Raw genomic sequence first — 26193 nt, forward strand, 5'->3', positions numbered from 1 at the left:
TCGGGCGGGCGTCTGCGCCCGGCCGGGCGTCGTACCGTCGCAGCGCCGCTACAGGGTCTTCCCACGGCCGGTGACGAAGTCCCTGGCCCGGTCCACCAGTCCGGCCCCCGGCGCGAGCAGCTTGTTGGCCGGCGGCTTGTCGGGCGCCGAAGGGTGCGGGCGGGTGGGGGCCATCTTCTTCGCGGTACGGATCTTGTCGCCGAGGGTGTCCAGGGCGTCGGCGGAGCAGACCGCGCGCAGCGCGGGGAAGAGGTTGACCTCCTCGTCCTGGACGTGGCTGGTGACCGAGTCCTTCAGGGTCATGAAGAGCTGGTCCAGCTGCGGGTCGTCGGCGGAGCAGCCTTCGAGCTTCTTGAGGATCTTCTCGACCTCGGCGTGGTCATTGAGCTCCTTGTCGGCCATCGCACCGCCGTTGGCCACGTGCTCGCGGACCGTCGGGTACAGGTACTGCTCCTCGGCGACGGAGTGCCGTACGAGCTCGATGGTCACCTGGTCGATGAGGTTCTTGCGGTCCTTGTGGCCGCTGGGCATGGCCTCGATCCGCCGGAACAGGTCCTCGACCTCGCGGTGGTCGGTGGTCAGTTCGTCGATGATGTTGCCGCCGTGTGCCATGCGCGCCTCCTGAAACGTGGGCCGTGCTGCCCGCGCACCGTGCGGCGGGCGTCACCACGGGTTCCCGGGCTGGTCGTTTCCTAACGGGGAGACGGGCTTCTTGGCCCTGGTTGGCGCCGCGTTGTCACCCGGAGGCGGGGACGGGAGCCGGGGCGGGGACGGCGAGACGGCGGGGAGGCCGACGGCGCGGCGGCGGTGAGGCCGACCGGGGATTCCGGCGGGGCCTGGCCAGACCTTCGAGCGGACTTGGTGGCTTTCGCGTGAGCTGCGTCATTTCGCCCGATAGGCCGGGCGCCTACGCTTCCGGAGGCTCACTTTCTCCCGGGCCGGGGCGGCTCCTCGTTCCGCGCCCCGGACGGCCACGACTCCTCACCACGCCAGCGCCACCAGAAGGGACCTATGCCGTTGTCCGCCGACATCTCGCCGGTCATAGCCTCCACCGCGCAGTGGCTGCTGCGCTCCTACCCCGTCACCGGCGGCGCCCTCGACACGGCCCTCGCGCAGGCCCAGGCCCGGCAGGCCGTCACGGTCGCCGCCTGGCTGCGCTACCCCACGGCCGCGGACGCCGGGCTGGTCGCGCTGGTCGGTCCCGGCGGCTCGGCCCGGCTGGACTGGCTCACCGGTGCCGACACGTCCGGCCCGGACGCCCCTGAGGAGGCCTGGCGGAGCTGGGTCGACGAGGTCGTGGCCAGCTGGGCGGCCTGCCTGCTCACCACCCCCGGACTCGCCGCGGACGCGGTGGCCGCCCTCGCGGGCGGTGAGCACATCACGGGGATCTCCCCCGACTTCCGCCGGCTGACCCACCCCGACGAACGCGACCGCCGGGCCGCGGCCCTGCTGCGCCACCCCGACCTCCTCGCCCCGGTCGCCGCTCTGCACCGAGACGCGCTCGTCCGGCACCTGCACGGCGACCGGCTCGACGCGGACTGCGCCTAGCCGTCACGCACCCTCCGCGACCGGCACGTGGCGCACGGTCGCGGGCTCGGCGCGCCACGGCCCGGCCCCCCGCCGTACGCTGGGCGAGGGGGTGGCATCCGGGTGGACCGCACGCCGAGAGGGGCGCCCCGATGGACGACTACCCGCTGATCGAGAACCACGGCCTGGTGGGCGATCTGCAGACCGCGGCCCTGGTGACCACGGACGGGACGGTCGACTGGCTCTGCTTCCCGCGGTTCGACTCACCCAGCGTTTTCGGGGCGCTGCTGGACAAGGACAAGGGCGGGCACTGCACGGTCCGGCCGAAGCACGCGACGCATGCGACCAAGCAGCTGTACCTGCCCGACACGGCGATCCTGGTCACCCGGTTCATGACCGAGGCGGGCGCCGGCGAGGTGCTCGACTTCATGCCGGTCACCGGGACGAAGGTCACCGCCGGCCACCAACTGGTGCGCATGATCCGCTGTGTGCGCGGCAGCATGTCCTTCGAGGTCGAGATCGCCCCGCGGTTCAACTACGGGCGCACCGGCCACCAGTTGCACCTCACCGAGCACGGCGCGGTGTTCGCCGCGGACGACGGTACGGAACTCACCGTGCACCCCGTCCGTGAACCGGAGGACGATCATCTGGTGGACGTCCGGCCGGACCGGGACGACCTGCACTTCACGCTGACCCTGCAGGCGGGCCAGCAGCGCGGGGTGGTGCTGGCGTCGGCCGCCGACGGGCCGCCCCGGGAGATCCGGCTCGCCGCATACCAGCAACTCTTCGACGACACCGTCGCGTTCTGGCGTTCCTGGCTCGGCCAGTCGCACTACTCGGGACGCTGGCGGGAGGCGGTGGAGCGCTCCGCGGTGACGCTGAAGCTCATGACGTACGCGCCCAGCGGCGCCCTGGTGGCCGCCCCGACGGCGGCGCTCCCCGAGCAACTGGGCGGCGAACGCAACTGGGACTACCGGTTCACCTGGATCCGGGACGCCTCCTTCTCCGTGTACGCCCTGCTGGGACTGGGCTTCACCGAGGAGGCCAAGGCGTTCATCGAATGGCTGGGCGACCGGGTCGACGAGCGGGCCGGCACCGACCAGGACTCCGACCCCCTCAACATCATGTACAAGGTCGACGGCTCCTCCGACCTGGACGAGCAGGTCCTCGACCACTGGGAGGGCTATGCGGGTTCCGCGCCGGTCCGGATCGGCAACGGCGCCGCCACCCAGCTCCAGTTGGACATCTACGGCGAGGCCTGCGACAGCATCTACTTCGCGCACCGGCACGGGATCCAGCTGGGGCACCGGGGGTGGAACGCGCTGCTGACGAACCTGGCCTGGCTGGCCGACCACTGGGACCAGGCGGGCGAGGGCCTGTGGGAGACCCGCGGCGGCCGCAAGCACTTCACGTACGGCCGGGTGATGTCGTGGGTGGCGTTCGACCGTGCGCTGCGGCTCGCCGAGTCCAACGGCCGGCCGGGCGCCGCCGACCGCTGGCAGCGCGCCCGGGACGAGATCTACGAGCAGGTCATGGCGAAGGGCTGGAGCGAGGGGCGGCAGGCGTTCGTGCAGCACTACGGCAGTGACGTCCTGGACTCGTCGCTGCTGCGGATGGCGACGGTGGGGTTCATCACCCCCGATGACCCGATGTGGTACTCCACCCTGGACGCGATGGAGCAGGAGCTGGTCAGCGACAGCCTGGTGTACCGCTATGACCCCGGAGCCTCGCCGGACGGTCTGCGCGGCTCCGAGGGGACCTTCTCGCTGTGCACGTTCATGTACGTCGACGCCCTGGCCCGCGCGGGACGCACCGAACGGGCGCGGCTGGTGTTCGAGAAGATGCTCGGGTACGCCAACCATCTGGGCCTGTACTCCGAGGAGATAGACCTGACGGGACGTCAACTGGGGAACTTCCCCCAGGCGTTCACCCATCTCGCGCTCATCGACGCGGCCCTCACGCTGAACGCGGCGCTCGACCGGCGGTAGCCGGACCGGCATCAACCGGCCGTATCCGTATCCGTGTCCGTCGAGGACGCGGGCCCGAGGAGGATCAGTGTGTCGCCGTCCTCCGCGGTGACCGGCGCGGCCTCGGTGACCGGTTCCAGCCGGCCGTCGCGCCGGACGACGAACAGGGTCTCGTACCCCGGCGGGGGCGGGACCGACCCGGGCTGGACGTGGAAGCGGGCGCCCTGCCCGTGCCGGGCCACCAGGGCGTGGCGCGGGAGGCCGGCGCCGAAGAGGGTGTCACCGGCCGTGTAGGGGGCGACGACACCGCGGCCGTCCGGGGGCGGGCCGATCCGGTGGACGGGCCCGTCGACGCTGTCCCGCAGGACGATCGACGCGAGCGCGTTGAAGTCGTCGTCATCGGTCAGCAGGAAGGCCGCGGTGACCCCCTCCAGCCGGGCCTGCGGATCGGTGGCCGCGGCCATCAACTCCCCGGCGGCCAGCTCGATCCCGGCTGCTCCGATCCGCTCCCTCTGCTGTGCCGGGCCGGCCCACATCAGCACGTCGAGTCCGGCGGCGCGCAGCGACCGGGCCAGATCGATCACCCAGGGATCGCCGCCCACCAGCAGCGGGCGGGCCCGGGCGGGGTGGGCGACGCCCAGCGCGCCGGCCACCGGCCGCGCCGTCAGCCCGTAGAGCACGACCGTTCCGACGATCACCAGGAAGGTGACGGGGAGGATGGTGCCGGCGCCGCGCAGCCCCGCGGCGGTGAGCGAGGCGGAGAACGTCGTGGCGGTGGATGCCGCGACGATGCCGCGCGGGGCCATCCAGCCGAGGAAGGCGCGTTCCGGGGCGGCGAGTTCCGTCCCGGCGGTGGACAGCAACGCGACCAGCGGTCTGACCAGCAGGACGAGCACGGCGAGCAGCGCGAGGGTGGGCAGCAGCACGGGGACGAGGGACTCCGGCGTCACGGTCGCCGAGATGGCGATGAACAGCAGGCCGATGATGAGCTGGACGAGCGTCTCGAAGAAGGGGCGGCGCGCGGGCATCTCGAAGCCGGGGAGGTTCGCGACGATCAGCCCGGTGACGACCGCCGCGATGAGCCCGGTGTCGTCGAAGACCATGTCGCAGCCCGCGGCCACCACGACGACGGTGGCCAGTTGGGTGAGCGTGCCGAGCGTTTCGCCGAGCCGGAGCCGGCGGAGGGTGAACCACAGCAGCGCCGCACCGACGATCCCGCCCGCGACCCCCAGGGCGAGGCCGGCGAAGAAGGAGGCGGACCGGAAGCCGTGGCCGGTCCGGAAGCCGCCGGAGATGACGGAGTGGAAGACGACGGCGCCGAGGATGCCGCCGACGGGGTCCACCAGGGACCCTTCCCACAGCAGCACCCGCCGCACCTTGTCCGACGGCCGGACGTGTTCGAGCAGCGGGGCGACGACGGTCGGCCCGGACACCACGAGGATCACGCCGATCATGCAGGCGACGGCGAACGGCACGCCGTACAGGGCAGGCACCAGGGCCATGCCGGTCCCCGCGGTGAGCAGCACGCCCAGCACGATGAGGCGCACGACGACGCTCCGCGTGGCGCCCTTGAGGTGCCGCAGGTCCAGTCCCAGACCGGCGTCGTAGAGGATCAGCGCCACCGACAGCGACACCAGGGGGGAGAAGGCCTGCCCCATGAGCTTGTCGGGACGGACGGCGTCGGTGACCGCTCCGGCGACGAAGCCGGCCGGCAGCAGCACGATCAGGGAGGGGATCCGCAGCCGGCTCGCGAGGATCTGGGAGCCGACCGCGAGGGCCACGGTCAGGCCGGTGCCCAGCAGGATCTCGTCCGTGCTCATCGCGTCCTCATCCCTCGGCGCGGGCCCTGCGGTGGCCGGCCGTCACGGGGTCAGCCCTCGTCACCGGCGCCCCGGCGCCGCAGGTCGGCGTCGGTGAGGCTCTCCAACTCGCCACGGGTGTCCAGCCAGTAGAGCAGCGCGACCGCGGGGACGATCAGCACGACGGCGACCAGGGTGACGAGCCCCAGCCAGCGGAGCGTGGTGTGCGCGCCCGCGCCCTCGGCGACGGTCAGCGAGGTCGGGACGAGGTACGGGCGCTGGGCCATGCCCCAGCCGAGGACGGCGCAGGCGACCACGCCGGCGGCGGTGACCCGGGTCCAGGCGCCGGAGGGGCGGCGCAGCAGCCAGGCGGTGGCGAGCGTGCCCAGCGCCGAGACGATGACGAAGACGAGCCCCACGCCGTGGGTGAGCCCGTGCCAGACGTGGGGCGCGTCGCCATGGGTGACGAACAGTGTGATCACGGCCAGGACGGCGACGGCGGCCAGGGCGGCCAGCGCCCGCCGCCGGAAGTAGCCGTCGAGTTCGGGCGCGGCGAAGCGGCGGGCGTCCGCCGCCAGGAAGACCGCGCCGAGCAGGGCCGTGGTCGCGATGGCGAGCAGCCCGAAGAGGACCGAGGTGGGGTTGGCCCAGGCGTCCGTGGACGCCGTGGTCGCCGCGGTCACCCGTCCCGAGGCCACTCCGCCGGCCGCGGCGCCGAGGAAGAACGGCGTCAGCAGCGAGGAGACGGCGAACATCGCTCCGTACAGGCGCCGGCCGGCCAGCCGTCCGGCGGGCTTGCGCAGGGCGAACCCGGCGCCGCGCAGGACGATGCCGACGGCGGCCAGCGCCAGCGGCAGCCACATGGCCGTGAACGTGCGCTGGAAGAAGACCGGGAAGCCGGTCCACATGATGACCAGCACGAAGATCAGCCAGACGTTGTTGACCTCCCAGACGGGAGCCATCGCGTGGTCGATCAGCCGGCGCGGGCGGCTGCCGCGTTCCGCGCCGCCCGCGATCAGGTCCCAGAACCCGGCTCCGTAGTCGGTGCCGCCGGCGCAGGCGTAGGCGGCGACCGCCAGCAGCAGCACGACGGCGATGACCCCGGCGATCACGTCCGGCTCCCCGCCGAGCGCGGCCCGTACGGGGTGTCCGTCTCCGGCGTGTCCGTCCCGGGCCCTTCCGGCGGCGGTCCCTCACCCGTCCCGTCGGCGAGCCGCCAGCGGGTGCGCATCTTCAGCAGCACCGCGAGGAACGAGCCGAAGACGACCACGTACACCGCGACGACCAGCCCGAACATGATCCACAGGCTGGTGGAGCGGGTCGACGTCACGGCTTCGGCGACCCGCATGTTCTGGTAGACGATCCATGGCTGGCGGCCCACTTCGGTGGTGATCCAGCCGCATTCGACGGCGACGACGGAGGCGAGACCGGACACGGCGGCGCACCGGTAGAACCACGGTGAGGCGGGCAGCCCGCGGCGGCGCAGCCGGACCAGGGCGTACCAGAGGGCGAGCAGCACCAGCAGGGAGCCGATGCCGACCATGATGTCGAAGGTCCAGTGGACGAGGGTGGCCTGAGTGGCCGTCGGCCGGTCGCTCGCCGGGACCGTGGTCAGCCCGGTGACCTTCGTGTCCGGGCGGAAGCCGGCGAGGATGGAGTCGAGCTGGGGGATCTTGATGCCGCCGGAGATGCTTCCGTCCGGGTGCAGCCGGCCGAAGAGGTATTCCGGCACATGGGTGTCGGTCTTCCAGACGATCTCCATCGCGGCGAACTTCACCGGCTGCTTGTGGAAGACCTGCCGGGCGATGGAGTCGCCCAGCACGAACTGCACGGGGGTGAAGACCGCGGCGAGCGTGAAGGGGATGGTGAACCCGAGCCGGTGGTAGCGGTCCCGGCGGCCGCGCAGCCACCCGACGGCGTAGACACCGGCGACGACATAGCCCGCGGTCACGAGCATGGCCACCACGAAGTGCCAGTACTGCGGGCCGAACATGGGCGTGAAGATCGCCTTCCAGATCTTCACGTCGACGGGGTTGCCGGCGGGGTCGAGGGAGAAGCCCCGGGGGGTGTTCATCCAGGAGTTGGCGGCCAGGATCCCGAAGGCGCCGAGCAGGGCCGCGAAGGGCAGCGGCAGTCCGAGCAGGAAGTGGGTCCGGGTGGGCAGTCTGCGCCAGCCGTAGAGGTAGATGGCGATCAGCACGGCCTCCAGGAAGAAGGCCCAGGCCTCGACCCCGAACCCGATGCCGAAGACGTCGCCCCACCGGCCCATCATGCCCGGCCACAGCAGCCCGAACTCGAAGGACAGCACGGTGCCGGTGACGACCCCGATCGCGAACTGGACCGCCATGACCGCCGACCAGCGCCGGGCCAGCAGCAGGGCCGTGGCGTCGTTGCGGCGCAGCCCGTAGGCGTGCATCAGGAGCGTGATCAGCGGCAGCGCCACGCCGAGGGGTACCAGGATGATGTGCGAGGCGAGGGTGAAGGCCATCAGCGATCTGGCCGGGAGCGTCTGGGCCGGTGCGTCCGCCAGCAGCGTGAGCGCGGTGTGCATGGGAGTCTCCTCGGGACCGACGTGCGCGAGGACCGACGTGCGCGAGGACCGATGTGCGTGAGGTCGGTCAGCCGCCGGTGGCGAAACCGGGGAAGAGGGTCATCCCGCCGTCCACGTAGAGGGTGGCGCCGACGACGTAGTCCAGGAGGTCGGAGGCGAGGGCGACGGCCGCGTGGGCGATGTCCTCGGGGGCGCCGACCCGGTTGTAGGGGATCAGCCGCAGGAGGTCCTTCTCGGCCTCCGCGGTGTCCCAGGCGTCGCGGTTGATGGGGGTCTTGATGGCTCCGGGGGCGATCGCGTTGACGCGGATCTTCTGCGGGGCGAGTTCCTGCGCGAGCGTCTCCATCATCATCTGCACCCCGCCCTTGGACGCGGCGTAGTTGACGTGCCCGGCCCACGGGATGATCTGGTGCACCGAGCTCATACAGATGATCTTGCCCGCCGACCGCGACACCTCCGGGACGACGCCGCGCCGCAGGAACTCCTTGGTCGCCTCGCGGGCACAGAGGAACTGCCCGGTGAGGTTGACGTCCAGGACCTTCTGCCACTGGGCGAGGCTCATGTCGGGGAACGAGGCGTCACGCTGCAGTCCGGCGTTGGCCACGAGGATGTCGAGGGTCCCGAACTCCTTGCACATCCGGTCCGTCATGGCGACGACCTGGTCCTCGTCGGAGACGTCCGCCTCGTAGGCCGCGGCCCGGACCCCGAAGGAGGCGATCTCCTCGACCACCTTGTCGGCCTCCTCGCGGCCGGCCACGTAGTTGACGACCACATCGGCGCCGGCCCGGCCCAGGGCGATCGCCGTGGCCCGGCCGATTCCCGAATTCGCGCCGGTGACCAGCGCCTTCTGGCCCTTCAGCAGCTGCGCGGGGATCACGTCCTGGGTTGCGCCCTCGGGGGAACTCACGATGACCCTCTCCTCCACCGGTGACCGGGAATCAGCCGGGCCCGTGGCCCGGAGGTGCAGGCGTCACACAATCACCGTGGCGGGGCGGCGACGTGGCCCAGCGGTCTGCTTTGCGCTGCCCGGCTCACGATCTTCGCCCGGTCGGGGGGCGCGTCGCCGCGGGCCGGTCAGCCGAGCCGCGCCAGGAGGTGGTCGCCCACCCGCAGGGCGTTCGCGATGGCCGTCAGGGACGGGTTGACCGCGCCGATGCTCGGGAAGAAGCTCGTGTCGACGACGTAGAGGTTGTCCAGGTCATGGGCCTTGCAGTAGAGGTCCAGGGCCGAGGACGCCGGGTCGTCACCGAACCGCACGGTGCCCGCCTGGTGGGCGGTGGCGCCGATCGGCATGCCCTTGTGCAGGTAGATGCTGTGGGACAGCAACTGGTGCTCGTGCATGCCCAGGTGGCCGAGCATGTGCTGGAGCTTGTGCCGCAGCCGGCTCAGGCCGGCGGTGTTGTTGCCCTCGTCGAGGGCGAGGTGGATGCGTCCGTCGGCGTCCAGGGTGACCCGGTTGTCCGGCTGCGGCAGGTCCTCCCCGCACAGCCAGAAGTCGACGGCGTGGTGGGCCAGGACCTCGAACGGCATGTCCGGCACCACCGCGCCGGCCCAGCGCGGGGCCTCGCCGTGGATCTGCTCGGCGTCCGATTTGCCGAGCATCTGGATGCCGCCGAGGGGGTAGTCCCAGTCGTCCGCGCCCAGGTACCAGTCGTGCAGGGCGAGGGTCTTCTGGAACTGGGTGTCGTTGGGCTCCTTCGAAATGGCCATCAGCGCAAGGTTGTTGTGCCGCATGTAGTGCCGGCCGACCACGTCCGAGCTGTTGGCCAGCCCGTGCGGGTGCTGGTCGTTGGCCGAAGCCAGCAGCAGGGCGGCGGAGTTGACCGCCCCGCAGGCCACGACCACGATGTCGGCCGTGAACCGGGCCCGTTCCTCGTCCGGCAGCTCGGCGACGACCGCGGTGACGCTGGACCCCGTGGGGTCGGTCTCCAGCCTCGTCACCCGGGCATGGGTGACCATCTCGACGTGCGGGTGCTGCAGTGCCGGTTCGACGCAGATGACCTGGGCGTCGGACTTGCCGCGGACCAGGCACGGGAAGCCGTCCACCCGGTTGCAGCGGATGCAGACGCTGGAGGGGACCGCGCGCCCGTCGGCGTCCTGGGTGAGGTCGACGCCGATGGGCAGGTGGAAGGGGTGCAGTCCGCGCTTCTCCAGGTCGTCGCTCAACTGCTGGATGCGCGGCTCGTGTTCGACCGGCGGGTAGACGTACTGTCCGCTGCACGGCCCTTCCCAGGGGTCCTCGCCGTGCCGGCCGTGCACCAGGTAGAGGTGTTCCGCCTGGGTGTAGTACGGCTCCAGGTCGTCGTAACGCAGCGGCCAGGCGGGAGAGATGCCGTCGTGGTGGCGCAGTTCGCCGAAGTCCTCGGGGCGCAGCCGGAACAGTGCCGCGCCGTAGAACTTGGTGTTGCCGCCGACGTAGTAGTTGACCTCGGGCGGGAACTCGTTGCCGTGTTTGTCGAGCCAGAACTCCGGGGCCCGGTACTTGGCCTTGACGAACACGGCGGTGGATTCCCAGTTGTCGCGTTCGCGCGGCAGGTAGTCACCACGTTCGAGGAGGAGCACCCGCTTGCCGGAGGGGGCGAGCCGGTGGGCGAGCGTGCCGCCGCCGGCGCCGGTGCCGATGATGATGACGTCGTAATGGGAGGAGCCGCCCAACGCGACCACCGTCCTTGCCGTTGCGGTCCCCGGCCGCGCCGGGACCTGCCGGTAGCCTTCACCCCTCTTCGAACGTATACGCCCCGGGGCGGCGCGGCACCTGGAAGAGCCGCCGGAACGGGCCGCCGCCAGGGCCGCGTCCCGACACGGCCGCCAGAGCGGCGACCGGGTTCACAGGACGGGTTGACAGGCCGGGTTCACAGGACGGCGATCGGGTTCACCGGGGAGCCGGTGGCGGCCGGGAGCCGCAGCGGGGCGACCATGCACAGGAAGTGCCAGCGGCGCAGCTGCTCGCACACCGGGACCAGTTCCTCGAAGTCCAGGTAGTCCATCAGGTGCAGCCCCATGGCCTGCACGGCCAGTACATGCACCGGGAACGGGACCTCGGCGACCGCGCTGGGGGCGGTGTCGTTGTTGCCGTCCGACCCCAGGGCCGCCACCCGCCGTTCGGCGAGGAAGGGCATCGCTTCCGGGTGCAGACCGGCCCGCTCCCGCGCCGCGTTCCAGGGGCCGAGGCTGCGGCGCCGGCGGCGGTGCCCGACGCGCACGAACAGCAGGTCACCCGGCCCGACCGTGACGCCCTGGGCGTCCTCGGCCGCCACCAGGTCGGCGGCGGTCACCTGGTCGCCGGGCTCCAGCCACGGCACCCCGCGCAGGCGCGGGACGTCCAGGAGGACACCGCGGCCGACGATGCCGTCGCGCACCAGGTCCGAGGTGAGCGCCCCGGCACCGTCCGGCGTCACACTGCTCGCCGGGACGCCGCCGTAGAGTTCGCCGTCGAAGATCACGTGGCACAGCGCGTCGAGGTGGCTGTCGGCGTCCCCGTGCACGTTCATGGCGAACCGGTCGAGGGCGAAGCGCAGGCCCGGGGCGTCGGCCTCGCCGGGCGCCGGTGCGGTCATCCGGTGGGAGGCGGGCTGCGGGTCGTCCGGCCCCGGTGTGGTCTCGATGGGCGCGGCCAGCGACACGGTCCGCCCGGACCGCACCCCGGTGGCGGCGGCCACCACCCGCTCGGGGGTGAGGTGGCCCAGTGCTCCGCGCCCGGGATCCGCGCCGTCCCGGGCCTGCTCGCGCAGCCGGCGGTACAGGGAGCGGAAGGCTTCCTCGGGCATCCGCTGCCGGGCCCCGGGCTGCGAGGTCGCGCCGGTGTGCGCACGATCCGCCACGTGAGCTCCTCCTCGTCCGGCACCGGGCCCCGGTCCCAGGGTCGGTCCCCGCCGAGGCCCCCGCATCCCGGAAGCCCGGAAGCGGCGCCCGGGCACCGTCAGTCGGCGTCCCAGCCCGGAATCGTCGGCAGCACCTTCTCGGCGACGCGGAGCAGCGCCGCGTCATCGGGCATCCCCTCGTCCTGGCGCCAGACGACGACCTCGAAGGAGCCGCCGCCGTCCTTGGCGTTCCTGGCGACCAGCAGCCGGCGGGCGGGGCCGCCGGGCGCGGTGTCGGCCTTGCCGCTCCTGCCGCCGTCGAAGCGGAAACGGATGGCGATGGTCCGGTCCGACGAGAGCACCGCGGGGCGCCCCAGGACCGTTCGCTTCTCCGCGTTGCTGCCCAGGAGGCGGGCCATCCGGGACACCGTGAAGTCGTCGTAGGACGCCGAGAGTTGCACGGTGTAGGTCTTCAGCGTGACCTTCGCCTCGGGCGTGACGATCTTGCTGCCGCCGGCGAGCTCGGTGGAGCTCACGCTGCCGTCCGCGGTCTCCGCCCGCTCCGCCGGCGTCCCGAGGAGCTCCGCCAGGTCCGAGCGGTTCAGCGCCCTGCACAGCTGCACCCCCGAAGCGTGCGGGGAAGCATGCCGGGACGGCCGGGCGCCGTCATGCCCGGTCGAGCACGCAGCCGGCCTGCTCTCCTCGGTCTCCTGCCCCGAAGCCTGCGCCATGGCCCACATGCCCCCCGCGAGACCGCCGACCAGCACCACCGCGGCGACCACCTGAGCCCCTGCGTTCATCCCCTTCTCGGAGCCGGTCGTGGCTGCCGTCGTGGCTCCGGTCTCGGATCTGTCGAATGCGCCGTCCATCTCCCCCACTTCCCCCACCTGCCGTTTCGCGCCGCATACGCGCCGGGGGAGCGTAACCGGTGATCGTTCTCGGAGCACAGCGACGTCGCTCGTGGTGGCGGCACGCACTCCCGTGGCCGGAACTATGGCGTCCCGCCACATGTGCCGCTGACCTGCGCGTTCCTACCGTGTGGCGGGCACGAGCACGTCCCGCCGACCGCCTGGAAGTGGTGCACATGGCCCGCGCAGCAACCGCTCCCCCACCACCCGCCGACCTCAAGCGCATCGTCGCCGCCAGCCTCATCGGCACCACCATCGAGTGGTACGACTTCTTCCTCTACGGATCCGCCGCCGCGCTGGTCTTCAACAAGCTGTTCTTTCCCGGGTCCGATCCGCTGGTCGGGACCCTGCTGGCGTTCCTGACGTACGCGGTCGGGTTCGCCGCCCGGCCCATCGGTGCGTTGGTCTTCGGGCACTTCGGTGACCGGCTGGGGCGCAAGAAGCTGCTGGTGCTGAGCCTGGTGACGATGGGTGGCGCCACCTTCGCCATCGGGCTGCTGCCGACGCACGCCACGATCGGTACGGCGGCGCCGGTGCTGCTGACCGCGCTGCGGCTGGTCCAGGGGTTCGCGCTGGGCGGTGAGTGGGGCGGTGCGGTGCTGCTGGTCTCGGAGCACGGTGATGCGCGGCGGCGCGGGTTCTGGGCGTCGTGGCCGCAGACCGGCGCGCCCGCCGGGCAACTGCTGGCCACCGGCGTGCTCTCGCTGATGACGGCGCTGCTGCCGGACGCGGCGTTCGCCGCCTGGGGGTGGCGGGTGCCGTTCCTGCTCTCCGGCGTGCTGGTCCTGGTCGGGCTGTGGATGCGGCTGTCGGTGGACGAATCGCCGGTGTTCCGGGCGGCGTTGGAGCGTGCCGAGGCCCGCCGGGCGCAGGGGGCGGCCACCCGGGCGGAGAAGCTGCCGCTGCTTGCCGTGCTGCGGCACCACTGGCGCGAGGTGCTGATCGCGATGGGCGCGCGGATGGCCGAGAACATCTCGTACTACGTGCTCACGGCGTTCGTGCTGGTCTATGCGACCTCGCACGCCGGGGTGGCGCAACAGACCGCGCTGAACGCGGTGTTGCTCGCCTCGGCACTGCACTTCGCGGTGATCCCCGCCTGGGGCGCGCTGTCGGACCGGATCGGGCGGCGGCCGGTCTATCTGCTGGGCGCGGCCGGCGTCGGTGCCTGGGCGTTCCCGTTCTTCGCGCTGGTGGACTCCGGCGGGTTCGGTCCGCTGCTGCTCGCGGTGGGCGTCGGGCTGTTCTTCCACGGCGCGATGTACGCACCCCAGGCGGCCTTCTTCGCGGAGATGTTCGCGACCCGGATGCGGTATTCGGGCGCCTCGATCGGTGCGCAGTTCGCGTCGGTCGCGGCCGGGGCCCCGGCCCCGCTGATCGCGACCGCGCTGCTCGCCGACTTCGGCGGCCCGGCACCGATCGCGCTGTACGTCATCGCCGCCGCGCTGCTGACCCTGGTCGCGGTGGGCGTGGCCCGGGAGACCCGCAGCCGGGACCTGGCGGCGGAGGACGGGCCGCGGCCCGCCTCCGGGACGACCGGCGACGGGCGGGAATCGAGGGTCTGATGTGCGGCGGGGGCGCGGCGGGCCGTGGGACGCTCCGGGAGACGGGGCAAGCTCACCCGCCGCGCCCCCGCCGGACGTCAGGACCGCTCGGTCCTGCGCTTCACGGATTCCTTCGCGCCGCGGGCGGTCTCCCTGGTGTCTTCCATGGCGTCCTTGGCCTTGCCCTTGGCCTCGTCCATCCGGCCCTCGGCCTTCAGGCGGTCATCACCGGTGATCTTGCCGGTGGCCTGCTTGGCCTTGCCCTTGATCTTGTCCTTGGCGCCCTTGCCGGCCATGTCGTACTCCTTCGTGCGTGATCTGTGGCCCGTGGTCCGCGGGCGGGAGGCCACGGGACGTGGGGCGGAGCGCTCGCGGGATGGAGGGCTCCGGGTCCACGCTGCCGCACGCCCCGCCGGTGCGCACCCGGAGCGACGGCCCGTTACTCCTCCGTTTCACCCGCCCCACCGCCCCGTCCGCCACGCGGCCACCGCTCCGTCCCGTGCCCCACGGCGGACGAGAGCTGGTGCAGCCGCAGCGCCAGTTGGAGCTCCAGGGCGCGCGCCGGGCTCTGCCAGTCGGGTCCCAGCAACCGGCCCACCCGCTCCAGTCGCTGCGCCACGGTGTTCACATGCACATGCAGCGCGTCCTTGGTGCGGCCCGGGCTCATCCCGCAGGCGAAGTACGCCCGGAGGGTGCGCAGCAGTTCCGTGCCGCGGCGGGCGTCGTAGTCGGCGACCACGCCGAGCGTACGGCGCACGAAGCCGTCGACGTCGCGGCTGTCGGCGAGCAGCAGGCCCAGGAAGCCGAAGTCGGCGGCGGCCGCGCCCTGGCCGGCCCGGCCCAGCACCCGCAGCGCCTCCCGGCAGCGCCGGGCCTCCGCGTACGCGTCGGTGACCGCCGCGGGCCGCCCGGCGGGGGCCGGGACCGGGGCCGAGGCACCCACCGTGACCGGCACGTGCAGCGCGGCGCCCAGCCGGGCGGCGGTCTCCCGCGCCTGCCGCGCCGGATCGCCGTCCGGCCCGAGCGGCAGCAGCAGGACGGCGCCGCCGTCGCGGACCGCGGCCAGCCCGTGCCGGGTGGCGGCGAGGTGGGAGGCCGCCGACCACAGGCGCCGCCGGTCGCCGGCGGCGTCGGGCCCCTCGGGAGCATCGACCCGGGCGGCCAGCACGACCTGCGGCGCGTCCAGGTCGGCGCCGACCCGGGCCGCGCGTTCCCGCAGCAGCCGGGGGTCGCGCCCGGCGGCGTCCAGGAGGTCGTCCAACAGCTCGCCGCGGACCCGCTGTTCGGCCTCGCCCGCGGTCCGGCGGGCGAGCAGCAGCAGTGAGGTGACCACGGCGGCCCGCTCCAGGGTCCGCTGGTCGACCGGGTCCAGCGCCGGGTGGCCGCGCAGCACCAGAGCCCCGAGGACCTCGCCGCCCGCCGATACGGCCGCGACCCAGTCGGCACCGGCCCGTACGGCGTGGCCGTCGGCGCGGGAGCGGTCCAGGGCGTCGGCCGGGGTGTCGGCGGGCTCGGTGAACTCCACCTCGCCGTGCAGCACTTCGGCCACCGCGGCCGCCACGTCCCGCACCCCGCCGCCGCGCAGCACCAGTTCCGTCAGCCGGTCGTGGACGTCCGAGGCCCGTTCGATGACCGCACTGCGGTCGCGGATGATCTCGTTGGCCGCCTCCAGTTCGGTGAGCGCCTTACGGGTCTCGGCGAGCAGGCGGGCGGTGTCCAGGGCGACCGCGGCGTGCGCCGCATGGGCGGCGAGCAGGGCGATCTGACCGGGTTCGAAGACCCGCTCCCGGCGGTCGGCGGCGAACAGCACCCCGATGACACCGCTGCCCAGCATCAGCGGGACGCCCAGGATCGCCACCAGGCCCTCGTCGCGGACGCCGGCGTCGATGGTGCCGGTGTGCCGGAACCGCTCGTCGTGGAAGTAGCTGTCGGTCACGTACGGGCGGGCGGTCTGCGCGACCAGTCCGCCCAGCCCCTCGCCCATGCCGAGCCGCAGCTGCTGGAACCGCGCGGAGACCGAACCGTCGGTGACCCGCATATAGGTGTCGTCGGCGGCCGGGTCGTTGAGGGTGAGGTAGGCGACCTCGGTGCCCAGGAGGGAACGGGCCCGGCGCACGATGGCCCGCAGCACGGCGTCCAGGTCGCGCAGCCCGGCCAGATCGTGCGCGGTGGCGTAGAGCGCGGACAGTTCGGCCTCGCGGCGCCGGCGGCCCTCCAGTTCGGTACGTATCCGCAGCGCCTGGCGCTTGGCCTGCTCCAGGGCGGCGAGCCGGCCGGGCGCGGCGCCCTCGGCGCGGGCCCGCAGCACCGGCCGCTCGTAGTCCTCGGCGGGGGCGTCGGCGGCGAGCAGGGCGAGGAAGGGGGCCTCGGCCGGTTCGGTGGCGGGCGCGGACGGGGACGGGTCGGTGGGCATGGTCACAGGGATACCTTCGGGTCGTCGCCGTGCGCCAGGGGCTCGGGGGTCTCCCGTGGAGCCGCTTTACGCCCCGCGGGCCGTCAGTGCGCGGTCCAGCCGCCGTCCAGGGTCAGCGACGCCCCCGTCACGAAGGACGCCTGCGGGGTGCAGAGGTAGGCGACGGCCTCGGCCACCTCCTCCGGTTCGAGCAGCCGCTTGAGGGCTGTGTCGGCGAGCAGGACGTCGGTCAGCACCCGCTCCTCGGGGATGTCGTGCGCCGCGGCCTGGTCGGCGATCTGCCGTTCGACGAGCGGGGTCCGGACATACCCGGGGTTGACGCAGTTGCTGGTGACGCCGTGCGGGGCGCCCTCCAGGGCGGCGGTCTTCGACAGGCCCTCCAGACCGTGTTTGGCCGCCACATAGGCGGACTTGAACGGCGAGGCCCGCAGCCCGTGCACGGACGAGATGTTGACGATCCGGCCCCACCCCCGCCCGTACATATGGGGCAGGGCGCCGCGCAGCAGCCGGAAGGGTGCCTCCAGCATCACGGTCAGCACCTGGTGGAAGACCTCGGGCGGGAACTCCTCGATGGGGCGGACGAGTTGCAGACCGGCGTTGTTGACCAGCAGATCGGTGCCGGCCGCGGCCCGCTCGGCGGCGTCGAGGTCGGTCAGGTCGAGGACGAGCGGCTCGATCGTGCCGCCGGCGCCGTCCGGGAGTTCGGCGGCCAGCGCGGCCAGGCCGGCGGCGTCCCGGTCGACCGCCCGCACGGTGGCACCGGCCGCGGCGAGCCGCCGGGCGCAGGCACGTCCGATGCCGCCGGCCGCACCGGTGACGAGGGCGGTGCGGCCGCCGAGGTCGAGGGATACCGGGCCCGGGGTGCCGATCGTGGTCATGTCCGCACCCTAGGCACGGGCGGGCGGGGCACCGATGTGCCGCGGCACCACAGTTCACGGGCGGGAGGTGGGGCCCGCCCACCGGGTGGCGCGACGAGGGACGGCGGACCGGCCACCCGGGTGACGCGGCGGAGGAGGGCGGACCTGCCGACTCCGGGCGGGTGCGCCGGCCGGCGGGCGCGACGCGCCGGGTCACCTGATCGGCCGCCCCGGTTCGCCGCGCTCCCGCCCGGCTCCTAGCGTCGTACGACGCAGCGCGCCGACTGCACCGCCGCCACGAGGGAGTCCCACATGCGGAGGCTGATCACCGTGCCGACCGTGCTGCTCGCGCTGGCCGCGGCGGGCTGCGCGGACGGGGAGGACGGCGGATCCCGCTCGGTCTCGTCCACCGGTGCCGGGCCGGGGCCGCAGCGCAGCGGGGAGGGCTCGCCCGGTGTGCCCGGCCAGCCGGTGAGCTGCGGACGCCTCCAGGACGCGCTGGGGCAGGAGGGGGACGTGGCGCTGTACGCGGACCCGGGCGCCGGGGGCACGGTGCCGTGCGCGGAGGCCCGGGACGTGATGACCGAGTTCTTCCTGCGGGCGCCGCGGGAGGCCGGTGACGACCGCGGCACGCTGTCCGTACGCGGCTGGTTCTGCCACTACGAGAGCGGACCCACCGGCACCTGGATCTCGGTCTGCGACAAGGACAAGCGGGAGATGCACACGGAGGAGGCGGACGACCAGGACACCGGCCCGGACGCGCCCGGCGGACCGGACGGGCCGGACGAACCGGAAGCCCCGGACGGCTCGCAACTGCCCCCGCTTCCCGGTGATCCCTCCGCCCCGATGGACGACCCGTCGACGGAGGAGCTGTAGCGGAGCGCTACGGCGTCCCCTCAGGCCCCTTGGCCCTCCATGGCCCCCTCCTTGGGTCCCTTAAGACCCCTCAGGACTCCTCCCCCATCCCGTGGAACCACGTCGGTCCGGCCGCGACGGCCCGGCGGATGCGGGTCAGCGCGTACTCGTCCAGCTCCGGCAGGGCGTCCATGGCGAACCAGCCGACCTCCAGCGACTCGTCGTCGTTGACCCGGGCCCGGCCGCCGACCGCCCGGCAGCGCAGCGTCACGTCCATGAACTGGCAGATGTCGCCGTTGGGGTACCGCGTGGGCGGCATGGTCTCCACGAGCACCACCCCCTCGGGGACGACCCGTACCGCGGTCTCCTCGTAGACCTCGCGCACCGCGGTCTCGGCGGGCTGCTCACCGGGCTCGGGGATGCCGCCGATCACCGACCAGCCGCCGGTGTCGGCCCGCTTGCCCAGCAGGACCCGTCCGTCGTCGTCGAAGACGACCGCACTCACCCCGGGCAGCCACAGCAGCTGCCGGCCGATGGAGCTCCGGAGATCACGGATGAATTCGGGGGTTGCCATGCTCCGACCCTACGGGACGTCCCGGAGCGGTCCCCGGTCCCGAAGCGCGGCCCGGGAGGCACGCCCCCACTCCTCACGACACGCCCGCGCGCCCGGTCCACGCGGCACGCCCCGCCGCGCGCTCAGGCGCCCGCCGGGCTCCCCTTGCGCGGCCGCAGCCGGCCGCGGACGGCCCGGACAGCGCCCTGGGCGTCATCGACGGTGATGGTGAAGGTGTGCCCGTCGCCGAGCCGGAGGACCAGGCCCTCGCCCTGGCGGACGACCACCGCCGTGCCCTGTTCGGGGCGCCAGCGGTAGCCCCAGCCGCCCCAGTGGCGGGGCGTGACCTGGGGCGCGAAGTCGGCCTCCACGACGGTGTCGAGGGGGATCCGGCGGCGCGGCACCCCGATGTAGCCGCAGCGCACTTCCAGGCATTCCTTGTCGACCCGCACCCCGACGTGAACGAAGGCGAGCGTGCCGAACAGCACCAGGAGGCCGGCCGCGACACAGCCGACCACCGCCATCACCAGCGGCGCCAGGCCCGACGTCCAGCTGCTGTCGACGGCCAGCTCGATGCCGAGCGCCAGGCAGGCCGCACCGATCCCGGCGAGCAGCCACTGGACGCGGTTGGTGGCGCTGCCGTGCCAGACCTCGGGGATCTCCGCGTGCGCGCCATGGGGCACGCGTCCCGGCCCCGCGGGCCGGCCGGTGCCGTCGGTACCGCCGTCGGAACTGCCGTCTGTGCCGGGGGCTGCGGCCCCCTCGTGGGGGTGGTCCCTCATGAGACGCAGCGTACGCGTCTTCGCACGCTACGGCAGGGTGTCGAACGCCCCGTTCAGCCGCTCAGCGCCCCGGCGGTGTCCGTACGGGACTGCGCCAGCAGCCGGCCCTCGGCGTAGGCGAGCGTGGCGGCGGGGAGGTCCGCCTGGCGGCCGCTGAGGAGCACGGTGAGTCCGCCGGCCGGGGTGGCCGCGGGCGCCGGCTCGGCGCCGATACGGCGCAGTGCCTGGGCGGCGACCGCCTCGGCCGAGCCGTGCAGGACGAGCGCCGGGTCGCCGGGCTGCTGGAGGGCGGCGCGGATGCGTTCGGCGACCAGCTCGTAGTGGGTGCAGCCCAGGACGACGGCCCGCACCTCGCGCGGGGTGCGGCTCGCGGCGCCGGCGATGGCGGCGTCGATGGCGGCCTCGTCGGCCTGCTCGACGGCGTCGGCGAGCCCCGGGCAGGCGACGCCGGTGACGTCCACGCCGTGCGCGAAGCGCTCGATCAGGTCCCGCTGGTAGGGGCTGCCGGTGGTGGCGGGGGTGGCCCAGATGGCGACCGGGCCGCCGCCGGTCGCGGCGGGCTTGATGGCCGGGACGGTGCCGATGACCGGGACGTCCGGTTCCAGTTCGGCGCGGAGCGCGGGCAGGGCGTGGACGGACGCGGTGTTGCAGGCGACGATCAGCGCGTCGGGGCGGTGCGCGGCGGCCGCCCGGGCCACCGCGAGGGCGTGGGCCGTGACGTCCTCGGGCGTGCGCGGGCCCCAGGGCATGCCGTCGGGATCGGAGGAGAGGACCAGATCCGCGTCCGGCCGCAGTCGCCGTACGGCCGCGGCCGCCGCGAGCAGGCCGGTTCCGGAGTCCATCAGCGCGATCTTCACCCGGACACTTTATCGGGCGGCAGGTCCGACTTGTCATACCGGCCCGGCGAGCGGGGGCCACAGGGGGCGGTACCGCCCGGGCGGGACACGTCCGGCCGGGCCCGCGCCGGGGACGTCCGGCGCGGGGGCCGGTGCGGCAGACTGCGGCCGTGGGAGCGATGGAGTGGATCGGTGCCGGGTCGCTGCTGGCCTGGGTGTGGCTGCTGCTGGGGCAGGGCTTCTTCTGGCGGACCGACGTCCGGCTGCCGGAGCGCCGGGACCCGGACCGCTGGCCGTCGGTCGCGGTGGTGGTGCCGGCGCGGGACGAGGCCGCGGTGCTGCCGCAGAGCCTGCCCTCGCTGCTCGGCCAGAAGTACCCGGGCCGGGCGGAGGTGTTCCTGGTCGACGACGGCAGCGGTGACGGGACCGGGGCGCTGGCGCGGGAGCTGGCGGCCGCGCGGGGCGGGCTGCCGCTGACGGTCACCTCGCCCGGGGAACCGGGCCCGGGGTGGACGGGGAAGCTGTGGGCCCTGCGGCACGGCATCGCGCTCGCGCGGGAGCGGATGGCGCCGGAGTACCTCCTGCTGACCGACGCGGACATCGCCCATGCCCCGGACAGCCTGCGGGAGTTGGTGGCGGCGGCCCGGTCGGCGGAGCTGGACCTGGTGTCCCAGATGGCGCGGCTGCGGGTGGTGACGTGCTGGGAGCGGCTGATCGTGCCGGCGTTCGTGTACTTCTTCGGGCAGCTGTACCCGTTCCGCCGGGTCAACCGGCCGGGGGCGTGGACCGCGGCGGCGGCCGGCGGCTGTGTGCTGCTGCGGCGGGAGGCGGCGGAGCGGGCCGGCGTCCCGGAGGCGATCCGGGGAGCGGTGATCGACGACGTGACGCTGGCGCGGGCGGTGAAGCGGTCGGGCGGCGCGATCTGGCTGGGGCTGGCGGACCGGGTGGACAGCGTGCGGCCGTATCCGCGGCTGGCCGAGCTGTGGCGGATGGTCTCGCGCAGCGCGTACGCCCAGCTGCTGCACCGGCCGGTGCTGCTGCTCGGCACGGTCCTGGGGCTGGCCCTGGTCTATCTCGTGCCGCCGGTGGCACTGGTGGCGGGGCTGTGCGGCGGCGGGGCGGTGCTCGCGGCACTGGGCGGGGCGGCCTGGGCGGTGATGTGCGGGACGTACCTGCCGATGCTGCGCTACTACGGTCAGCCGCTGTGGACCGCGCCGCTGCTGCCGTTCACGGCGCTGCTCTACCTCCTGATGACGGTGGACTCGGCGGTGCAGCACTACCGGGGGCGCGGGGCGGCCTGGAAGGGCCGGACGTACGGGGCGCCGTGAGCCGCGGCCGCCGGTGTGCGGTCACTTGCTGGCCGGCGACCAGTTGAGGCCCCAGCCGTAGGCGTGGTCGACGGTGCGCTGGGGGCTGACGCCGGGCTGGGGGACGAGGTAGCGGGCCTCGCGCTGGACGACGAGTTCGCCGCCGGTGTGGGTGATCAGGGCCAGGGCGCACACGTTGGAGGGGACCGTGCAGGCGTCGAGGGTGAAGTCGACCGGGGCGCCGTGCTGCGGCTGGAGGGTGACCGTCGCGTTCAGGCCCTCGAAGGTGCGGGCGCCGGCATAGACGGTGACGAAGATCAGGATGCGCTTGATGCGCGCCTGGTGGTCGAGGTTGATGGTCATGTTCTCGCCGGCCGCGACCGCGCCGGTGCGGTCGTCCCCGTCGAGCTGGATGTACGGCGGGGCGTGCAGGGCGCCGAAGTTGTTGCCCAGGGGGTGGATCACCCCGGCGGCGCCGTCGGTGAGTTCGTACAGCGCGCACAGGTCGAGGTCGAGCTCGCCGGACGACGGCAGCAGGGCCCCACGGGCGCCCATGGCCTGCATCGCCTTGCGGCCGAGCTTCTGGGTCAGCCGCTTGCCGGCGCTGCCGCCGCTCCAGTTGAGGTTCACCCGCATCACCCCGGAGGTGCCGCCCTGCTTCGTCAACGAGACGGCGGGGGCCTCCTTCGTGAGGGTGACTTTTGTCAGACGAACGGCAGGGGGCGCGGAGACCGGCGCGGACTGCCCCGGCGGGGGCGCCATTGACGCCGCCGGTTGACCGGGCGGCAACGGGGGCGCGAAGGCCGCGGGGGGCGGCGCCACCGGGGGCGCGGGCGCCGCGGCGGGCGGCGCGAGGGGCGGCGGCGCAGGAGCGGCGGGCGGCGGAACGGGCCTCGCGGGGGCGGCCGGGGCGGCGGCCGGAGCCCGGGGCGGCTCCTCGACGCTGATGCCGAAGTCGGTCGCCAGACCGGCGAGTCCGCTGTCGTAACCCTGCCCGACCGCACGGAACTTCCACGCCCCTTGGCGCCGGTAGAGCTCCCCGAGCACGAACGCGGTCTCCGTGGTGGCGTCCTGGCTGTCGAACCGGGCGAGCTCGGTGCCGTCGGCCGTGTCGAGTACGCGGATGTGGAGCCCGGGGACGCTTCCGAAGGTGCCGCCGTCGGCGGAGGCGGCCAGCACCACCGTGTCGACGGCCGGCTCCACGGCGCCGAGGTCCACGGTCAGGCCGTCCGTCAGAGCGCCGTCCGAGGCCCGCTTGCCCTCGTGGCGCACCGCGCCGGAGGCGTGCGCGGGCTGGTTGTAGAAGACGAAGTCGCCGTCGTCGCGGACCTTTCCGGACGACAGCAGGAGCGCGGAGGCGTCGACGTCGGGTGTGCCGGGGCCGGCCCGCCAGCCCAGTTCCACCCGTACCGCCGGGGCCGGGACCGGAACGTTGCCGCCTTTGGGCATCGACATGCTGCGCCTTCCTCTCGTCCGCCGTGCCGCGTGCGTGGTGGCACCCCGCGTACGCGGCACCCTCAACCTAACGTGCCCCGGATCGCGCCGAACGCCCGCTGTTCACCCACGAGAAGCCAGGTCTTTACAGGATTCCGACGGGCGATCGCGACCGATTTTCCCGAGTTCGCTCGCATTGGGGATCCATGGCCGCTCCGCACAGGTAAAACAACCTTCTTTTCAGGCTCCCCAATCGACACATCGTGGGCTTAACTTATGACGCATGACCTCCCCCCGCTCTACCTACGGCGGCTACTACGCTTCGCCTTCCTTCCCCGACACCCCGATCTACGACAGCCTCGTGGCCGAGCGCGGCACGCCGCAGATCGCGCCGATCAGGGTGAACCCCTCGCCCTACGACACGGGCTCGTCGTATCTGCCGGCGCTGCCCTCGGCGCTGCCGGCCCTTCCGGCCGCTCCGTCCCACTCCTCGCCCGCGCAGGGCTACCCGGCTGCCGCCGCGCATCCGGTCGCCCCGCTGCAGCACGCGCCGGCGCCCTACATCCCCCAGCAGGCGGGTGCCCGCGGCGGCTACCAGCCGCAGCAGGCACCGCAGCCCCAGCGCCCGGCGCCGGGCACGGGGTACGAGGCCATGCGGCCGGCCGCGCCGGTCGCGCCCCGGCCGGCCCCGGTGTACGACGATCCGTACGGCCGGCAGTACCCACGCGGGTACTGAGCCGGTCACCGGATCCGCTGTCAGAGGTGCCTGGCAGGATGGAACGCATGCTCAAGCCTGCGCTCCAGTCGATCCATCTCTATCCGGTCAAATCCATTGCGGGGTCCGGTCCCGGCGAGGCGGTCGTGGAGCCGTGGGGGCTCGCCGGGGACCGACGGTGGCTGCTGGTGGACGCCGAGCGCCGGCAGATCACCCAGCGGCAGCAGCCGACGCTGGCGTTGGCGCGTGCCGAGGGGCTGCCGGGCGGCGGCCTCCGCCTCACCGCGCCCGGCAAGGAGCCGCTGACGGTCGAGGTGCCCGAGTACACCGGAACCCTCCCGGTGGAGGTCTGGCGGGACGTGGTCGAGGCGGTGCCCGCGGGCGCCGCCGCCGCGGAGTGGTTCAGCGCGTATCTGGGCGTCGAGTGCCGGCTGATGTACCTCGACCTCCCGGAGAAGCGCCGGCCGGTCGATCCGGAGTACTCCGAGCCCGGTGACACGGTCAGCTTCGCGGACGGTTTCCCGCTGCTGCTGACCACGACGTCCTCGCTCGACGCCCTCAACTCCCTCATCGCGCAGGGCGACCACGCCGACGAGGGCCCCCTGCCCATGAACCGTTTCCGGCCCAATGTGGTGGTGGACGGCACGGCTCCCTGGGCGGAGGACGAGTGGCGGCGGGTCCGGATCGGCGAGGTGGTCTTCCAGGTCGTCAAGCCCTGCTCCCGCTGCGTCGTCACGACCACCGACCAGCGCACCGCCGAGCGCGGCAAGGAACCGCTGCGCACCCTCGCCCGACACCGCCGCTTCGGTGACCGTCTGGTCTTCGGCCAGAACCTGATACCCCGTGGGGCGGGCACGATCCGGATCGGCGACCCGTTCGAGATACTCGACTGACGGGCCGGCGCGGCCCCCCAGCCGGCCGCGCCCACAGCCGGCGGAGGCGACGGGAGACGAAGAACTGCGTGTCGATGCCTGCGAACGACCCTTGGAGCGACCATCTCCTGCCCGTCCAGCAGCTGCGCCCCGGGGACCACGCCTTTGTGAGTTACGCCAATGACGAGGTGCGCTGGGACGTGGTCGCGGCGTTCGTACGGCTCGGACTGGCCCGCGGCGAGAAGGTCCTGGTGCTGCCCTGCCCCGAGGTGCCCGAGGAAGAGGTGCTGGCCCGCATCGACTTCCCCAGCCGCAGCACGGTACGCGCCCGCCGGCGCGGCCAGTTGGTGGTGAGCAGCATGCGCGAGGTGATCCGCCCCGACGCGGAGTTCACCGCCGCCCGCCAGATGGGCCGGCTGCACTCCGAGACCGACCGGGCGACGGCCGAGGGGTACACCGGGCTGCGGGCGTTCATCGACATGGGCTGGGTGCGCGCGCTCGGCGCCGGCGTGGAGGCGATGATGCACCGCGAGACCGGTGCCCAGGCGCTCTTCGCCGGCCGGCCGTACACCGAGATCTGCGCCTACGACCGCCGCCGGTTCGACCGGGCGGTGCTCACCGCCATGGAACGGGCGCATCCGCGCGCGCTGTTGGAGCGGCTGGGCAGTCTGCGCTGGGAGCGGGAGCCGGACGGCGCGCTGCGCTTCATCGGTGAGGCGGACGCCGCCCAACAGGGCGCCTTCACCCGGGCGTTGCAGATCGCGCTGGCGCACAGCGCACCGGCCCGGCGGCTGACGGTGGATCTGACCGGGCTGCACTTCCTGTCGGTGGGCTGTGCCGTCAGTCTGCTCCTGCTGGTCCGCGGCGCCGTGGGCCACGATCTGGTGGAGGTGCGCTGCGACGGCGGGCAGTGCCGGATGCTGCGCCGGCTGGGCGGCGACGAGTTGCCGCGGCTGGTGTGGGAGGAGGTGGTACGGCCGTGGTGAACGCGGATCCGGCGGACCCGGCGGAGGGGTCCGGCCGCCGGCTGCTCCAGCGGCGGTTCACCGCCCGGCTGTTGCCGCAGTTGCGGCTGCTGGTCGAGGAATGCGCCGCCCGGGAGGGCCTGTGCGAGCCCCGGAGGGGCGAATTCGTGCTCGCCGTCGACGAGATCGCGGGCAACGCCGTGGAGCACGCGGGCGGCTCGGGCCGGCTGGTGCTGCGCCGGATCGGCGACGAACTGGAGTGCCGGATCAGCGACACCGGCCCCGGGTTCAGCGAGGCGGTGATCCCCGAGCTGCTACCGGGTCTGGACGGCGCGCCGAAGGGGCGCGGGCTGTGGCTGGCGCGCCTGGTGGCGGACCGGTTCTCGGTCGCCTCGGGGCCGGCCGGGACGGGCCTGCCGGGCGCCGAGGTGACCCTGGCCGTCCGCCTGCGCTGACCCCGCCGGTGCGGTACGGCGGGCCCGTACCGCCCGGCCGGACCGCCGTACGCCCC

24 protein-coding genes are annotated in these 26193 nt (G+C 73.6%); 9 read left to right on the top strand and 15 right to left on the bottom strand.

Annotated features, from left to right (window positions below):
• Positions 1 to 48: 48 nt before the first annotated feature.
• Positions 49 to 612, bottom strand: a complete 564-nt coding sequence (locus ACFV1J_RS13925) for a hemerythrin domain-containing protein (RefSeq protein ID WP_385857567.1) — start codon at positions 610 to 612, stop codon at positions 49 to 51.
• 405 nt (positions 613 to 1017) lie between these two features.
• Here ACFV1J_RS13925 and ACFV1J_RS13930 point away from each other — a divergent pair, with 405 nt between their 5' ends.
• On the top strand, positions 1018 to 1548 hold the full coding sequence (locus tag ACFV1J_RS13930) for a hypothetical protein (protein WP_385857621.1): 531 nt from the start codon (positions 1018 to 1020) through the stop codon (positions 1546 to 1548).
• A 131-nt stretch (positions 1549 to 1679) separates the two neighbouring features.
• Positions 1680 to 3515, top strand: coding sequence for a glycoside hydrolase family 15 protein (locus tag ACFV1J_RS13935; RefSeq protein WP_385857568.1), 1836 nt, complete (start codon positions 1680 to 1682; stop codon positions 3513 to 3515).
• An 11-nt stretch (positions 3516 to 3526) separates the two neighbouring features.
• Here the strand turns inward: ACFV1J_RS13935 and ACFV1J_RS13940 are convergent, their stop codons facing one another.
• The 7 genes from ACFV1J_RS13940 to ACFV1J_RS13970 all read right to left on the bottom strand — a co-directional run bounded on the left by ACFV1J_RS13940 (position 3527) and on the right by ACFV1J_RS13970 (position 12444).
• On the bottom strand, positions 3527 to 5314 hold the full coding sequence (locus ACFV1J_RS13940; RefSeq protein WP_385857569.1) for a cation:proton antiporter: 1788 nt from the start codon (positions 5312 to 5314) through the stop codon (positions 3527 to 3529).
• A gap of 50 nt (positions 5315 to 5364) precedes the next feature.
• The gene (locus ACFV1J_RS13945; protein ID WP_385857570.1) at positions 5365 to 6405 is read right to left on the bottom strand and encodes a cytochrome d ubiquinol oxidase subunit II; all 1041 of its coding nucleotides are present in this window, start codon (positions 6403 to 6405) and stop codon (positions 5365 to 5367) included.
• Positions 6402 to 7844, bottom strand: coding sequence for a cytochrome ubiquinol oxidase subunit I (locus ACFV1J_RS13950; RefSeq protein WP_385857571.1), 1443 nt, complete (start codon positions 7842 to 7844; stop codon positions 6402 to 6404). Before ACFV1J_RS13950 ends, ACFV1J_RS13945 begins: the two co-directional genes overlap by 4 nt.
• A gap of 67 nt (positions 7845 to 7911) precedes the next feature.
• Positions 7912 to 8751 (bottom strand): SDR family oxidoreductase, encoded by an 840-nt coding sequence (locus ACFV1J_RS13955; protein ID WP_385857572.1) that lies wholly within the window; start codon positions 8749 to 8751, stop codon positions 7912 to 7914.
• Between the two features lie 167 nt (positions 8752 to 8918).
• Positions 8919 to 10508: a GMC oxidoreductase gene (locus tag ACFV1J_RS13960; protein WP_385857573.1), complete on the bottom strand. Its 1590-nt coding sequence runs from the start codon at positions 10506 to 10508 to the stop codon at positions 8919 to 8921.
• Positions 10509 to 10696: 188 nt separating this feature from the next.
• Positions 10697 to 11611, bottom strand: coding sequence for a cyclase family protein (locus tag ACFV1J_RS13965; RefSeq protein ID WP_385857622.1), 915 nt, complete (start codon positions 11609 to 11611; stop codon positions 10697 to 10699).
• 152 nt (positions 11612 to 11763) lie between these two features.
• The gene (locus tag ACFV1J_RS13970) at positions 11764 to 12444 is read right to left on the bottom strand and encodes a DUF6215 domain-containing protein (RefSeq protein ID WP_385857574.1); all 681 of its coding nucleotides are present in this window, start codon (positions 12442 to 12444) and stop codon (positions 11764 to 11766) included.
• A 284-nt stretch (positions 12445 to 12728) separates the two neighbouring features.
• On the opposite strand from ACFV1J_RS13970, the gene ACFV1J_RS13975 reads away from it, so the two are divergent.
• Positions 12729 to 14114: an MFS transporter gene (locus ACFV1J_RS13975; protein WP_385857575.1), complete on the top strand. Its 1386-nt coding sequence runs from the start codon at positions 12729 to 12731 to the stop codon at positions 14112 to 14114.
• Between the two features lie 77 nt (positions 14115 to 14191).
• Here the strand turns inward: ACFV1J_RS13975 and ACFV1J_RS13980 are convergent, their stop codons facing one another.
• From ACFV1J_RS13980 to ACFV1J_RS13990, 3 genes are all read right to left on the bottom strand, one after another.
• Entirely contained in the window at positions 14192 to 14389 is a 198-nt protein-coding gene (locus tag ACFV1J_RS13980; protein WP_385857576.1) for a CsbD family protein, read from the bottom strand.
• A gap of 143 nt (positions 14390 to 14532) precedes the next feature.
• Positions 14533 to 16506 carry a helix-turn-helix domain-containing protein gene (locus ACFV1J_RS13985; protein WP_385857577.1) on the bottom strand — a complete coding sequence of 658 codons (1974 nt, stop codon included), beginning with the start codon at positions 16504 to 16506 and terminating at the stop codon, positions 14533 to 14535.
• Between the two features lie 83 nt (positions 16507 to 16589).
• Positions 16590 to 17384, bottom strand: a complete 795-nt coding sequence (locus ACFV1J_RS13990) for a 3-hydroxybutyrate dehydrogenase (protein ID WP_385857578.1) — start codon at positions 17382 to 17384, stop codon at positions 16590 to 16592.
• 291 nt (positions 17385 to 17675) lie between these two features.
• Between ACFV1J_RS13990 and ACFV1J_RS13995 the strand changes: the two genes are divergently transcribed.
• Positions 17676 to 18239, top strand: a complete 564-nt coding sequence (locus ACFV1J_RS13995) for a hypothetical protein (RefSeq protein WP_385857579.1) — start codon at positions 17676 to 17678, stop codon at positions 18237 to 18239.
• Between the two features lie 70 nt (positions 18240 to 18309).
• Here the strand turns inward: ACFV1J_RS13995 and ACFV1J_RS14000 are convergent, their stop codons facing one another.
• The 3 genes from ACFV1J_RS14000 to ACFV1J_RS14010 form a co-directional block, all read right to left on the bottom strand.
• The gene (locus ACFV1J_RS14000) at positions 18310 to 18792 is read right to left on the bottom strand and encodes an NUDIX domain-containing protein (RefSeq protein ID WP_385857580.1); all 483 of its coding nucleotides are present in this window, start codon (positions 18790 to 18792) and stop codon (positions 18310 to 18312) included.
• A 122-nt stretch (positions 18793 to 18914) separates the two neighbouring features.
• Positions 18915 to 19553, bottom strand: coding sequence for a hypothetical protein (locus ACFV1J_RS14005; RefSeq protein ID WP_385857581.1), 639 nt, complete (start codon positions 19551 to 19553; stop codon positions 18915 to 18917).
• Positions 19554 to 19606: 53 nt separating this feature from the next.
• Positions 19607 to 20410: a glutamate racemase gene (locus ACFV1J_RS14010; protein ID WP_385857582.1), complete on the bottom strand. Its 804-nt coding sequence runs from the start codon at positions 20408 to 20410 to the stop codon at positions 19607 to 19609.
• A 158-nt stretch (positions 20411 to 20568) separates the two neighbouring features.
• Between ACFV1J_RS14010 and ACFV1J_RS14015 the strand changes: the two genes are divergently transcribed.
• A complete protein-coding gene (locus tag ACFV1J_RS14015) occupies positions 20569 to 21717 on the top strand; it encodes a glycosyltransferase (protein ID WP_385857623.1) in 1149 nt (382 codons plus the stop codon).
• A 21-nt stretch (positions 21718 to 21738) separates the two neighbouring features.
• Here ACFV1J_RS14015 and ACFV1J_RS14020 read toward each other — a convergent pair whose 3' ends face one another.
• On the bottom strand, positions 21739 to 23151 hold the full coding sequence (locus ACFV1J_RS14020; RefSeq protein ID WP_385857584.1) for a TerD family protein: 1413 nt from the start codon (positions 23149 to 23151) through the stop codon (positions 21739 to 21741).
• 262 nt (positions 23152 to 23413) lie between these two features.
• Between ACFV1J_RS14020 and ACFV1J_RS14025 the strand changes: the two genes are divergently transcribed.
• The 4 genes from ACFV1J_RS14025 (at position 23414) to ACFV1J_RS14040 (ending at position 26137) form a co-directional block, all read left to right on the top strand.
• The gene (locus tag ACFV1J_RS14025) at positions 23414 to 23866 is read left to right on the top strand and encodes a DUF6643 family protein (protein ID WP_385857585.1); all 453 of its coding nucleotides are present in this window, start codon (positions 23414 to 23416) and stop codon (positions 23864 to 23866) included.
• A gap of 47 nt (positions 23867 to 23913) precedes the next feature.
• A complete protein-coding gene (locus ACFV1J_RS14030; RefSeq protein WP_385857586.1) occupies positions 23914 to 24738 on the top strand; it encodes an MOSC domain-containing protein in 825 nt (274 codons plus the stop codon).
• 74 nt (positions 24739 to 24812) lie between these two features.
• A complete protein-coding gene (locus ACFV1J_RS14035) occupies positions 24813 to 25703 on the top strand; it encodes an MEDS domain-containing protein (protein WP_385857587.1) in 891 nt (296 codons plus the stop codon).
• Positions 25697 to 26137 carry an ATP-binding protein gene (locus ACFV1J_RS14040; RefSeq protein WP_385857588.1) on the top strand — a complete coding sequence of 147 codons (441 nt, stop codon included), beginning with the start codon at positions 25697 to 25699 and terminating at the stop codon, positions 26135 to 26137. Before ACFV1J_RS14035 ends, ACFV1J_RS14040 begins: the two co-directional genes overlap by 7 nt.
• The last annotated feature ends 56 nt before the right edge of the window (positions 26138 to 26193 follow it).

Origin of the sequence: Streptomyces sp. NPDC059649 (genome assembly GCF_042734445.1) — a bacterium.
Classification (GTDB): Bacteria; Actinomycetota; Actinomycetes; order Streptomycetales; family Streptomycetaceae; genus Streptomyces.